Genomic DNA, 13,152 nt, shown 5'->3' with positions numbered 1-13,152 from the left:
CGCTTCATCAATGCATCCACATGGCTCAATGCAACAGCCCTTCATCCACAAGGATCTGCAAGCGTTCAAGCACGAGGGGATCTTCCAGTTGCTCCAGAGCCAGGCGCGCTTCATCCCGCACCGCCAGATCGCCATCGTGCAACATCGCGCCGAGCAGCGCTTCCACCACCTCTTGTTGCCGCGGCTCCACCAGATCGCCATACAACCGCCCGAGCGACCAGGCGCTGTTGCTGCGCACAGCCGGTTCGCTATCGATGCGGAGAGCCTGCAGCAGCTGGCCGGCTGCTTGATCCGCCTTGGCCAACCCGGTCGAGCCGGCATCCGCCAGGGAACTGGCGGCCCACAGGCGCACCGCTGCGATGTCGGTTTGGAGCGCCCGGATCAGCGGGTTCATCACCGGGGCATCGGGGTAGCTGCTGAGGCTCCAGGCAACGGCTTTACGCACGTAACCGTTGCTGTCGTTCTGAAGCAACGCCAACAGCGGACTCACCGCCTGCAAATCGGGATTACGGCCCAGCGCGTATACAGCGCTCATGCGCAGAATCGGGCAGCTGGCCTCAAGCAGAGGCACCAACAGAGCCGGAGCCCTGGGGTCGCGATGCTCACAAAAGATCCGCAGACCCTGCATGCGCGCATCGTGACCACCGCGCAACAGGTCAAGGCCCAGATCACACTCGGCCGCCACATCGGCCAACCCCACAGCGGGGTCATCGAGCTCGTCGAGCGGATCACCCAGCAGCTCCTCCGCCAGCTCGCGCGCAAGCAACTCCGGATCCAGCGCCAGGTCGGCCGGACTCTGGGGAAACTCAGGATAGGGGCCTGTCATGCCGGGGATCGTAGGGGCCCGGGCACAAGGGACTTGTTCAGCTGATCGGTGCTGGAGCGACCATGTCGCCAGGCAGCCAGATGCGAGCGCTCACAGCAAACAAGGCCAGGCCGAATAGCACCACGATCGCGGCCGGCAACAAGGTGGAGCGAAGGAACTGCACGGGGCTTAGCCAAGGTGCATCCATTCTCCCCACCAGAGACCGCACCTAGGGTTCCGCCAACCCAGCAGCGCAGCATGGCCGCCTCGGATCCAGCGTCGTTTCGCTCTAGCGGCACGCTGCGGCGTTTGGTAGCGGTAAGCGCGGAAGGCGTCGCCAGTGGCGCCCCCTTGATGGTGGGTAGCCGCTTGTTGCAAGGCTGGCTCACCGCCAGCGGGGTGCCCCTGGCCCTCATCGGGCTGATCCCCCTGGCGGAACTCCCCTACACCCTCAAGCTGTTTTGGGCGCCATTGCTGGATCGATGGCCGATCCCCTGGCCCGATCGGCGCCGCGGCTGGCTGCTGCTGATGCAGCTGATGCTGGTGGTGGTGATCGCGGCGATGGCCCTGCTGCGGCCGAGCAGTGATCCAGCCCACCTCACCGCGATCGGATTAGCGGCGCTGGTGTTGGCGGTGTGCAGTGCCACACAAGACATCGCCGTGGATGCCTACCGCACGGATCTGCTGCCGGAGCCCGAGCGTGGCCCCGGCGCCGCAGCAGCAGCACTGGGCTACCGGGCCGCGATGCTCAGCGTCGGGGCGGGCGGGTTCCTGATGGCCGATCGCTTCGGCTGGCCAGCGGCTTTTCTCAGTGCCGCTGGCCTGGTAGCGGCTGTGCTGCCCTTCACGCTCACCGCACCGAAGCTGCCGCCTGTGGACCATGCGGTGAGCAGCCTGCGGCAGGCGGTGCTTGGGCCGGCCCGGGAATTCCTGCACCGGGCCGGGCCCAACCACACCTGGCAACTGCTGCTTCTGGTGCTGCTCTACCGCTGGCCCGATGGCCTGCTCAATGCGATGGCGATCCCCTTTCTGAAACTGCAAGGGTTCAGCGACGCCGATATCGGCCTGGTGCAGGGGGGCTGGGCCATCGGCGCCACGATGCTGGGCACGGTGATCGGGGGCATGCTGTTCGCCTGGCTAGGCATGAACCGCTCGCTTTGGCTCTTCGCCATCAGCGGCGTGATCGGCAACCTCAGCTACTGGGCACTGGCCAGCTTTGGTGGTGGGGTGGCTGGTCTGATCACAGCCGTAAGCCTGGAGAACATCAGCGGCGGCATGGTCGGCGCGGTGTTCGTGGCATTGCTGATGAGCCTGTGCAACCCGCGGTTCTCTGCCACCCAATACGCCCTGCTCTCTGGCATTTATGCCCTGAGCCGCTCGATCCTGGCGGCCCCGGCTGGGGTGGTGGCCGAGCGGGCGGGATGGCCCGGGTTCTTCCTGTTCACGGTGGTGGCCGCAGCGCCGGCCTTTCTGCTGCTGCTGCGCGTCGCCCCATGGGGTGAACAGGAAGCGCGCGGCGCCTTTGATCCCAGGCGCGACGCCACTTAGCGCGCAGGGACGGGTTCGAGGCTGCCCTCCAGGCGCCGGCGCAACTGACCGCAGGCCGCATCGGCATCAAGGCCGCGGCTTGCCCGCACACTCACGGCAACATGCCGCTCCTGTAAGGCCCGGCGGAACCCCTCCACCGCAGCAGGCGTGGGGCGCTGGAACTCCTCTTCAGCGATCGGGTTGTAAGGAATCAGATTCACGTGGCTCTGAAACCCCCGCAACAGCTGGGCCAGAGCAGCGGCATGGCGGGGCTGATCGTTGAGCCCCCCAAGCAGGATGTATTCGAAGCTCACCCGCCGCCCGGTGATCGCCACGTAGCGGCGGCAATCCTCAAGCAGGGCTTCGAGGGGGTAGGCGTGAGCAGTGGGGATCAGCTCCTCACGCAAACGCTGATCTGGCGCATGCAGGCTCACTGCCAGGGTGAACTGAGCCCGGCCCAGCCGCTCAAGCGCCAATTCCGCCAGGCGGGGCAGAGTGCGGGGTACGCCCACCGTGCTCACGGTGATCTGCCGTTGAGCCATGCCGAGATCGGTGCAGAGGCAATGCATCGCCGCCAACACAACCTCGATGTTGAGGAGGGGCTCACCCATACCCATGAACACCACATGGCTGGGGCGCTGCTCCATCACCTCGCGAACGCTCAGCACCTGATCAACGATTTCATGCACCGCCAGCGAGCGCTGCAGACCACCCTTCCCGGTGGCGCAGAAGCGGCAGGCCATTGAGCACCCCACCTGGGAGCTCACGCAAACGGTCAGCCGGCCCTCAGCCGGGATCCCCACCGTTTCGATGCTCAGCCCATCACGGGTACCGAGCAGCAATTTGGTCGTGCCGTCACTGGCAATGCTGCGGTGCAGCTCGCGCGAACGACCCATCCAGTCGAACGCCCCTTCAGGCGGCTGGGCCGACAGCTGTTCCCGGAACAGCTTGGGCAGCACCGACACCTCGGCAAGCTGCCGAGCTCCTTTGGCATACAGCCAATCGTGCAGTTGCCGGCCGCGGAAAGCGGCCTGGCCATGATCCTTGGCCCAGGCCTCCAGTGCAGGGAGGCCCATCCCCAGCAGGGGCTGACTCACCAGATCAGCAGGCCATGGCCCAGCTGAGCCTCCACCGCCACCAGGGCAATGAAACCCAGCATCGCGATCCGGCCATTCAGCCGCTCGGTGTGGGTGTGGAAGCCATAGCGCGGCAGACGCCGCTGGGGCACGAGCTTGGGCTTAATCATGACTCGTCGGTGAGCAGGCCTTCTTCCTGAAGACCCTCAAGGGCTGCAGGATCGGCGATCAGCTCCTCCTCAAGGCCTTCTTCCACCGCGGGGCGAGTGAAGGCAGCAAGGTTGCTGGCCGAGGCTTCGATGCCGTGGCGGCTGCGGGTGGCTTCCAGATCCGCGTCGGAGGGATCGTCGAGCAGAGCACCGGCGGTGGTGGCAGCCGGTGCCGCCGGCATCTCCACGGTGTAATCAGGCCGTAGGTTCTGCATGCGGCGGTAGTTCATTGCATCCTCATCGAGGATGTCGGGGTGGGGTCCCGCCTCGGCGCGCAGTTCCTCCTCGAAGCCGCTGAAGCCCGTACCAGCCGGGATCAAGCGACCGATAATCACGTTCTCCTTGAGACCGCGCAGCCAGTCGCTCTTGCCTTCGATGGCAGCCTCGGTGAGCACGCGGGTGGTCTCCTGGAAGGAGGCCGCGGAGATGAAGCTGTCGGTGTTGAGCGAGGCCTTGGTGATACCCAGCAGCACTGGGGTGAACTCGGCGGGAGCGCCGCCAGTGATCGCCATGGCGCTGTTCACCTGCTCCACCTGACGCAGCTCGATCAGCTCACCGGGCAGCAGGGTGGTGTCACCCGCGTCCTCGATGCGCACCTTGCTGGTCATCTGGCGCACGATCACTTCGATGTGCTTGTCATCGATGGTGACGCCCTGCGACTTGTAGACGTTTTGCACTTCCTGCACCAAGCGGAACTGCAGCTTGGAGATGGCCTCCATGGCCGCCTCCATGGTGGGCTTGCGGCTGCGGAGATCTTCGAAATAGCACTCCAGCAACTCGTGGGGGTTGATCGGGCCATCGGTGAGCAGCTCACCGGCGGTCACCTGCTGCGCGTCGCTCACCATCACGTTGCGACCCAGCAAGATCGGGTAATCAGTGATGGCGTCATCGCCTTCGATCACCGTGACATTGACGGAGTCGTCGTCTTCACCCTGCTTGATCTCCACGGTGCCGGCCTTGCGGCAAAGCACCGCTGATTCCCGCGGACGACGGGCTTCCAGGAGCTCTTCAATACGAGGCAGACCCTGCACGATGTCGCCGGTCTTCTGACGCTCGAACACGAGCAGAGCCAGGGAGTCGCCCCGTTGAACCAGTTCACCGTCGCGCACATGCAGCACGGAATCGGGTGACACCATGTAGGGCCGACCGATGCGGATGGTGACGATGCTGCCGGAGACGGCCTCCACCTGGCCGCAGCAAGGGGCTTCAACACTGTTAGCCAGCAGGTCGCCATCCACCAGGCGCTGTCCCACTGACACCACAGGCGTAGCGGAACCCAGATCGATGTTGCGGGTGTCGCTGGCGCGCTCCACGATCAGGCGGCGAACCGGATCACCGTCGAGGTTGTCGGGCAGGGCCAGCACACCGTCTTCCTTGCAGAGGATCTGGGTGGTAGCCACCACATCACCAGCCTTCACGGAGTCGCCATCGTTAATCGAGAGCTCGGTGTGCGTGGAACCGTGGCTCGCATCGGAGAGGGTGTCGCGACGCACCAGCAGGCTCTCGAGGATCACCAACTGCAGACGATCGATCGTCTTGGCGCGCTTGTCGGGCACCGACTCCACATCCACCGTCATCTGGGGGGTGGTGTCGAAGGTTTCCAGAATCAACTGGGTGCGCAGCAGCTCAACGCCGTCCACGCTCTTGATCAGTTCACCGTCCTTGAAGGCGAGGCGCTGGGTGGCCTTGAGGCCCAGGCTGGGGCCGTTCTTCTGAACAACGGTTCCCTGTTCGGGCAGGTGCGCTTCATCAGGGATGCGGTATTCCTCCACTGGACGCAGCAGCAGAGCACCGCCGTCTGCGGTGTCCACAGCTTCCACAAACACCATGGCCTCAGCCTTGAGACCCTTGGCAATCTCTTCACCCGGGTTGACCATCTTGCCGTCGCTAAAGCGGCTGATCGCCTTGGCATCGGAAACATGGTGCAGCTGACCGGAGCGCACGATGATTTCGCGCAGAATGTCGTTTTTCTGCGTCACCGTCACGATGCCGGCGGTCTGACTGAAAATGTCCTTGACCACCTCGGTACCGGCCTCGATCCACTGGCCGTCCTCAATCATCAACAGGGAGATGTCCTTGTTGATCTCGTGGGTTTCCTGCGGGATCCAGAGCAAGGTTCCGCCCTTGCTCACCTCGTAGCCGTTCTTGGCACTGCGAGCCTTTTTGATGGCCAGTCCGGGCGCGAACTTCACGATGCCACCGGTCTGGGTGCGGAAGCGATCGTCGGCCAGTTCAGCAATCACTTCACCGCCGGCGATCTTGGTGCCGGGGTGCGTGTTGAGGCGATAACGAATGCTGTCCTTGCCTTCCAGATGCCACAGCTCACCGGAGTGGGTGGATTCGCCCACCAACTTGCAATCCTTGAGGGTGAGACTGGTGGTGACGATTTGCACCTCGCGGGAGTCACCGGCGCTATCGCGCAGGCGCACGGCGCCTCCGTACTCGCTGACCAGGCGGCTTTCGGCGAGCACTTCACCAGTCGTGACGGCCTTGTTGCCACTCACCACAGGCTGGGCATTGGGCGGGAGGTTGTACACGTCGCCGCTGTACACCCACATCCGGCCCAGACGCTGAGCCTTGAGGGTGATGTTGCCCTGACGGTCGGTGACCTCTTTGGGCTGGATCACATCTTCAAAACGCACCTGACCAGCCAGGTCACAAATCACATCCTTGGTGGCCTTCTCCACGCTCTTCTTCACGGCGGCGCCGGAAGAGATCTGGGCCAGCATCACGTCGGAGGGAGTCTCAGCACCCGCCTCCACAAACAGGATCGAACCTGAGGTGATGCCGAGCTTCTGGGCCTTGCCAGTACCACTGGGCTTCACGGTGAGGGTGAAGTCTGTTTCCGCGATCTGGGCTTCCACACCGTGGGGGGTGCGGTAAGGACGCACGCGGGCCTTGGCGTCGAATTCGATCGTGCCGGCCACGGTGGAGCGAACCACCCCCGTTTCGGCGGTGGACACACCACCGGTATGGAAGGTCCGCATGGTGAGCTGGGTCCCGGGCTCACCGATCGACTGGGCGGCCACGATGCCCACGGCTTCACCCAGGTCGACCAGCTCGTTGTGAGCGAGAGCCCAGCCGTAGCACTTCCGGCAGACCGAACGCGCGGCTTCGCAGGTGAGTGGTGAGCGCACCACCACGGTCTTCACACCGGCCGCTTCGATGCGGGCGGTGAGGGGGGCATCGATCTCGCCATCGCGATCCACGATCAAGTTGCCCTCGCCATCGAGCACCGGCTCAGCGGCCAGACGGCCGACGAGCTTGGCGGCATAACGGCCCTTGTCATCAGCATTGATGGGGATGCCGCGGGTGGTGCCGCAGTCATCCTCGCGCACGATCACGTCCTGGGCCACGTCCACCAGACGGCGGGTGAGGTAACCCGAGTCGGCGGTACGCAGAGCGGTGTCCACCAGACCCTTGCGGGCGCCGTAGGAGGAGATCACATATTCGGTGACCGTGAGCCCCTCGCGGAAATTGGTGCGAATCGGAAGGTCGATGATCTCGCCCTGGGGGTTGGCCATCAGGCCACGCATTCCCACCAGCTGACGCACCTGGGACATGTTGCCCCGGGCGCCAGAGTTGGCCATCATCCACACCGAGTTGAGCGGATCGTTCTCGTTGAAGTTCTTTTTGACTTCTTCAACCAGACGCTCGTTGGTCTCCGTCCAGGTGTCGATCACCTTGGTGTGCCGCTCCACCTCGGTGATTTCACCAAGGCGATAACGCTCTTCGGTATCGGTGATCTGCTGCTCTGCTTCCTCCAGCAAACGCGCTTTTTCTCCAGGAATGCGCAGGTCGTCGACCGAAATCGACACAGCAGCTTGGGTGGCGTAATGGAAGCCCAGATCCTTCAGCTCATCGGCCAAAGAAGCGGTGGAGGCAGTGCCGTGGTTCTTGTAGGCCCACGCCATCAGATTCCGCAGCTGCTTTTTATCGATGGTGCGGTTGCGGAACACCGGAGCGGCCTTGCTCAAGGGCGCGGAGGCCCCGAGCACGGGTGCCGGAGCTTCGGCTGCGGCCTTCTTGCTGGACTTCTTGGACTTCTTGGAGGGAGTGGCGGTCATGGCTGCACGCGAAGAGGAATAAGGAAGGGGGGAAACGTCCGGGGTCTCAGGCGGCGGCCACCGCGTCGATGATCGTGCTGTTCATCACCACGCGGCCGACGGTGGTAAGCACATAGCGGCTGATCAAGGCACCGTCTTCATCCAGGCGATCGCGGCGGTAGTTCCACTGCTCAATCCGGGTGCCATCGCTGAGGGTTTCTTCCTTGATCGGTTCCTTGGCCTCGTCTTCGCTATCCACTTCACCGTTGAAGCGCACCCACACCCAGTCGTGCATGGTGAGGTGTTTCTCGTCAAAGGCGGCCAAGACGTCGCGCAGGCCAGCAAAGGTGCGGCTGCGATCGCCGAACTCGGGCTTGGCGTTGCCGGGCTGAACAGCGGTGAGGTAGTAGGAGCCAAGCACCATGTCCTGGGAGGGCGTGATGATCGGGTCGCCCGTAGCCGGCGAGAGGATGTTGTTGCTGGCCAGCATCAGCATGCGGGCCTCCGTCTGCGCCTCGATCGCCAGGGGCACGTGCACGGCCATCTGGTCACCGTCGAAGTCGGCGTTGAAGGCGGGGCAGACCAGCGGGTGAAGCTGAATGGCCCGGCCAGCAACCAGCTTGGGTTCGAAGGCCTGGATACCTAAACGGTGCAGCGTCGGAGCACGGTTGAGCAGGATCGGGTGACCTTCGATCACCTCTTGGAGCACCTGCATCACCTCATCATCGGCACGCTGAATCAGCTTCTTGGCGGCCTTGATGTTGTTGACGATGTTCTGACGGATCAGGCGATGGATCACGAACGGCTGGAACAGTTCGATCGCCATCTCCTTAGGCAGACCGCACTGGTGCATCTTCAGTTTGGGACCCACAACGATCACGGAACGACCGGAGTAGTCGACACGCTTACCCAGCAGGTTCTGACGGAAGCGCCCCTGCTTGCCTTCAATGATGTCGCTCAGTGATTTGAGGGGCCGGTTGTTGGCGCCCACCACGGTGCGGCCGCGGCGACCGTTATCGATCAGCGCATCCACGGCCTCCTGCAGCATCCGCTTCTCGTTGCGGACGATGATTTCAGGGGCGAGGATTTCCTGCAGACGGGCCAACCGGTTGTTCCGGTTGATCACACGGCGATAGAGATCGTTGAGGTCGGAGGTGGCGAAACGGCCGCCATCGAGCTGCACCATCGGACGCAGATCGGGCGGGATCACCGGAATCACGTCCAGGACCATCCACTCAGGACGGGCACCGGTGGCGATGAAGTTGTCGATCACGCGCAGGCGCTTGATCAACTTGGCGCGCTTCTGCCCCTTGGAGCCGGCGATATCCTCGCGCAGCTGCTCGGCCACAACCGGCAGATCGAGATCTTCTAGCAGCTGCTTCAGCGCTTCAGCGCCGATTCCAACCGTAGGCTCATTCTCGATCTCGGAATCCTCGGCATAGATCTCATCTTCGATCTCCAGCCACTCGTCTTCGGTGAGCAGTTGCTTGTATTTGAGGTCTTTGTGGTCGCCAGCATCGAGCACCACATAGCAGTTGAAATACACAATCTGCTCAACATCCCGCAGGGGCATATCAAGCAGGATCGCCACATAGCTGGGGATACCCTTCAGATACCAAACGTGCGACACAGGGGCCGCAAGCTTGATGAAGCCCATGCGGTGACGCCGCACCCGGCTTTCCGTGACCTCCACGCCGCAGCGCTCGCAGACAATGCCGCGGTGCCGCACGCGCTTGTACTTACCGCAGTGGCACTCCCAATCCTTGGAGGGTCCGAAGATCTTCTCGCAGAACAAGCCGTCCATTTCCGGCTTGAGCGTGCGGTAGTTGATGGTTTCGGGCTTGGTCACCTCGCCCACCACCTGACCATTGGGCAGCGTGCGCTGCCCCCACTGCATCACCCGCTCCGGAGAAGCAAGGGTGATCTTGACGTAGTCGAAGTGGTTCTCGGTGCGGAGATTGCTGTTGGTCATGGACGGTTAGCGGGCGCGGATTGGTCGGAGAGAACGGAAAGGATTCAGTCGTCGTCGTAATCCGCGACGCCGAGGGATTCGTAGGTGGGCCGGTTGGGAGTGCTGCGGCGGGGGTTGACGTCCTGCATCAGGTCCACTTCCTCGCCGGCATCGGTGTACACCGCGATGTCGAGACCCAGGGACTGCAGCTCGCGCATCAGCACCTTGAACGACTCCGGTGTGCCGGGGCGCGGGATGGGCTTGCCCTTCACGATCGCGTTGAGCGCCTCGTTGCGGCGCTGCATGTCATCGGATTTGACCGTGAGCAGTTCCTGCAGGGTGTAGGCGGCGCCGTAGGCCTCGAGAGCCCACACCTCCATCTCACCCAAGCGCTGGCCGCCCTGCTGGGCCTTACCACCGAGAGGCTGCTGGGTCACCAGGGAGTAAGGACCGGTGGAACGGGCGTGGATCTTGTCGTCCACCAGGTGCACCAGCTTGAGGATGTGGGCATAGCCCACAGTCACAGGCTGGTCGAACGCTTCGCCGGTACGGCCATCGATCAGCTGGATCTTGCCGGGGTTATCGGGGTTGTACACCCAGTCTTTACCCGGCTGCGCCTTGGCTGCCTCGAGGTAAGCCTGAACGGTGTTCTTGGAGGTTTCGGGGCCGTGCATTTCATCGAACGGCACCACCTTCACGCGGCAATCCAGGTGCGAGGCGGCCCAACCCATTAGGCACTCGAACACCTGACCCACGTTCATCCGGCTCGGCACACCCAGGGGGTTGAGCACGATGTCGATGGGGCTGCCGTCGGGCAGATAGGGCATGTCCTCCAGGGGAAGAATGCGGCTGATGATGCCCTTGTTGCCGTGGCGGCCGGCCATCTTGTCGCCCACCTGGATCTTGCGGCGCTGCGCCACATAGACCCGCACAACCATGTTCGCGCCGGGCGGCAGCTCATCACCCTGTTCGCGGGTGTAGATGCGCACGTCAACGACGCGGCCGCGCTCGGTGCTGGGCACCCGCAGAGAGTTATCACGCACATCGCGGGCTTTTTCGCCAAAGATCGCGCGCAGCAGCTTCTCTTCAGGGGGCTGGTCGGATTCGCCCTTGGGCGTCACCTTGCCCACCAGGATGTCGCCGCTCTCCACGTAGGCGCCCACGCGGATGATGCCCATCTCATCGAGGTTGCCCAGGCTCTCCTCGGCAACGTTGGGGATCTCGCGGGTGATCTCTTCAGGGCCGAGCTTGGTCTGACGAGCTTCGATCTCGTACTTCTCGATGTGCACCGAGGTGTAGAGGTCGTCGCGCACCAAGCGCTCGCTCACCAGGATCGCATCCTCGTAGTTGTAGCCCTCCCAGGGCATGTAGGCGATCAGCACGTTCTGACCCAGGGCGATTTCTCCGCCCTCGCAGGCCGAACCATTTGCCAGCACCTGACCGGCGATCACCGGGTCGCCCAGCTTCACGATCGGACGGTGGTTGAGGCAGGTGTCCTGATTGGAGCGCTGGTACTTCTGCAGGTAGTGGGTGTGGTCGTTGCCCTCTTCATCGCGAATGACGATGGCGGTGGCGTCCACATAGGCCACCGTGCCGTTCACGGTTGTGATCGGCACCATGCCGGAGTCGCGGGCGACCTGGGTTTCCAGGCCGGTGCCCACCAGCGGACGCTCGGGACGCAGCAGCGGCACAGCCTGGCGCTGCATGTTCGAGCCCATCAGGGCGCGGTTGGCGTCGTCGTGCTCGAGGAAGGGGATCAGCGAGGTGGCCACGGAGATCACCTGCACCGGTGAGAGCTGCACGTAGTCGACCTGCTCGGGCGGCACGGTCTCGAAGTCTTGGCGGTAACGCACCGGAACCAGATCCGCCTTGATGCGGCCGTCGGCATCGGTGGCCACGTCACCGGGGGCCACGCGGCACTCGTCTTCGAGGTCGGCGGAGAGGTAGAGGGGATCGCCCTGCTTGAGAACGATGCCGTTCTCCACCTTCCAGAAGGGGGTCTCGATGAAGCCGTACTCGTTCACGCGGGCGTGGGTCGCCAGCGAACCGATCAGACCAGCATTCGGACCTTCCGGGGTCTCGATCGGGCAGATCCGGCCGTAGTGAGAGGGGTGGATGTCGCGCACGGCGAAGCCGGCGCGCTCACGGGTGAGACCACCTGGGCCCAGGGCGCTGATGCGGCGCTTGTGGGTGAGCTCAGCCAGGGGATTGGTCTGATCCATGAACTGGCTCAGCTGGCTGGAGCCGAAGAACTCCTTGATCGCTGCCACCAGGGGCTTGGGGTTCACCAGCTGGGCCGGGGTGAGGCTCTCGGTCTCACCAACGGTCATGCGCTCCTTGATGATCCGCTCGAGGCGGTTCAGGCCCACGCGCACCTGGTTCTGCAGCAGTTCGCCCACGGAGCGAACGCGGCGGTTGCCGAGGTGGTCGATGTCATCGAGGGTGGCGCCGCCCACATCGAGCTCGAGGTTGATCAGGTAATCGATCGTGCTCAGCACGTCCTCAGGGGTGAGGGTGCGGGTGGCGTCGGGGATGGTGAGACGCAGCTTCTTGTTGATCTTGTAGCGACCAACCCGACCCAGGTCGTAGCGCTTGGGATCGAAGAAGCGGCTGTGCAGCAGGGTCTGACCACCGCTCACCGAGGGCGGTTCACCCGGACGCAGCTTCTTGTAGAGCTCCAGCAGGGCCTGGTCTTCCGAGGCAATGCCTTCGTCGTTGGCGGCCTCGATCGACTTCTGGTAGTACTCGGGGTGCCGCAGCTTGTCGAGCACGTCGTTGTCCGACAGGCCGATGGCCCGCATCAACACGTGGGCATTGATCTTGCGGGTCTTATCGACGCGAACGTGCAGGAGGTCGTTCTTGTCGGTTTCAAACTTCAGCCAGGCGCCGCGGTTGGGGATCAGGCTGGCGTTGAAGGTTTTACGGCCGTTCTTGTCCTGCTCGTCTTTGAAATAGACACCGGGGGAACGCACGATCTGGTTCACGATCACGCGCTCAGCGCCGTTGATGATGAACGTGCCGCGCTCGGTCATCAGGGGGAGTTCCCCGATGAACACTTCCTGCTCCTTGATCTCGCCGGTCTCCTTGTTGACCAGACGGCAGGTGACATACATCTGCGAGGCGAAGGTCGCGTCACGACGCTTGGCCTCTTCCACATCGTGGCGGGGGCGCTTCAGGCGGTACTCGCTACCGATGAAGTGCAGCTCCAGCTTGCCGGTGTAATCGGTGATCGGCGAGAAGCTCTCCAGCTCCTCGATCAGGCCCTTCTCCAGAAACCATTTGAAGCTCGCGCGCTGTACCTCCACCAGATCGGGCAGGTAAGTGGCGGTCTTGGCGACCTGGATCGCGCTGCTCATGCGGGGAACCTGCAGGAACGGGTTGGACGGAACGACGGGGCCTGAAGCGAGCAGAGCCTGATGGGTGTTGAAGCGAGCGATGAGCACGGCCCGGCGCTCGCGGCGACGGACGGCATTGACAGACGACAGGGCCAACCTCTCCGGGGAGGAGGGGCTGGCCCGCCGGCAGACCTATTCAGCTC

At 63.6% G+C, this 13,152-nt stretch carries 8 protein-coding genes; 1 reads left to right on the top strand and 7 read right to left on the bottom strand.

Annotated features, from left to right (window positions below):
* Nucleotides 1-25 precede the first annotated feature (25 nt).
* Together KJJ24_RS14155 and KJJ24_RS15055 are read right to left on the bottom strand one after the other, a co-directional pair.
* Nucleotides 26-826 carry a HEAT repeat domain-containing protein gene (locus tag KJJ24_RS14155; protein ID WP_214339676.1) on the bottom strand — a complete coding sequence of 267 codons (801 nt, stop codon included), beginning with the start codon at nucleotides 824-826 and terminating at the stop codon, nucleotides 26-28.
* A 37-nt stretch (nucleotides 827-863) separates the two neighbouring features.
* The gene (locus KJJ24_RS15055; protein WP_256437233.1) at nucleotides 864-989 is read right to left on the bottom strand and encodes a hypothetical protein; all 126 of its coding nucleotides are present in this window, start codon (nucleotides 987-989) and stop codon (nucleotides 864-866) included.
* Nucleotides 990-1,063: 74 nt separating this feature from the next.
* On the opposite strand from KJJ24_RS15055, the gene KJJ24_RS14150 reads away from it, so the two are divergent.
* Nucleotides 1,064-2,353 (top strand): MFS transporter, encoded by a 1,290-nt coding sequence (locus KJJ24_RS14150; RefSeq protein ID WP_214339675.1) that lies wholly within the window; start codon nucleotides 1,064-1,066, stop codon nucleotides 2,351-2,353.
* Here KJJ24_RS14150 and rlmN read toward each other — a convergent pair.
* The 5 genes from rlmN to rpoB are packed head-to-tail and all read right to left on the bottom strand — an operon-like array spanning nucleotide 2,350 to nucleotide 12,970.
* Complete coding sequence (rlmN, locus tag KJJ24_RS14145; RefSeq protein ID WP_250545039.1) at nucleotides 2,350-3,408, bottom strand: 23S rRNA (adenine(2503)-C(2))-methyltransferase RlmN; 1,059 nt, start codon at nucleotides 3,406-3,408, stop codon at nucleotides 2,350-2,352. The two genes, KJJ24_RS14150 and rlmN, sit on opposite strands and share 4 nt — an antisense overlap.
* A gap of 17 nt (nucleotides 3,409-3,425) precedes the next feature.
* Nucleotides 3,426-3,578, bottom strand: a complete 153-nt coding sequence (locus KJJ24_RS14140; protein WP_214339673.1) for a high light inducible protein — start codon at nucleotides 3,576-3,578, stop codon at nucleotides 3,426-3,428.
* The gene (locus KJJ24_RS14135) at nucleotides 3,575-7,684 is read right to left on the bottom strand and encodes a DNA-directed RNA polymerase subunit beta' (RefSeq protein ID WP_214339672.1); all 4,110 of its coding nucleotides are present in this window, start codon (nucleotides 7,682-7,684) and stop codon (nucleotides 3,575-3,577) included. The genes KJJ24_RS14140 and KJJ24_RS14135 overlap by 4 nt, the downstream gene beginning before the upstream one ends.
* Nucleotides 7,685-7,730: 46 nt before the next feature.
* Nucleotides 7,731-9,635, bottom strand: a complete 1,905-nt coding sequence (locus KJJ24_RS14130; RefSeq protein ID WP_214339671.1) for a DNA-directed RNA polymerase subunit gamma — start codon at nucleotides 9,633-9,635, stop codon at nucleotides 7,731-7,733.
* Between the two features lie 44 nt (nucleotides 9,636-9,679).
* Entirely contained in the window at nucleotides 9,680-12,970 is a 3,291-nt protein-coding gene (rpoB, locus tag KJJ24_RS14125; RefSeq protein ID WP_214343750.1) for a DNA-directed RNA polymerase subunit beta, read from the bottom strand.
* Between the last annotated feature and the right edge of the window lie 182 nt (nucleotides 12,971-13,152).

The organism is Synechococcus sp. LA31 (assembly GCF_018502385.1).
Taxonomy (GTDB): domain Bacteria; phylum Cyanobacteriota; class Cyanobacteriia; order PCC-6307; family Cyanobiaceae; genus Vulcanococcus.
This window is presented reverse-complemented; position numbering and strand designations above follow the sequence as displayed.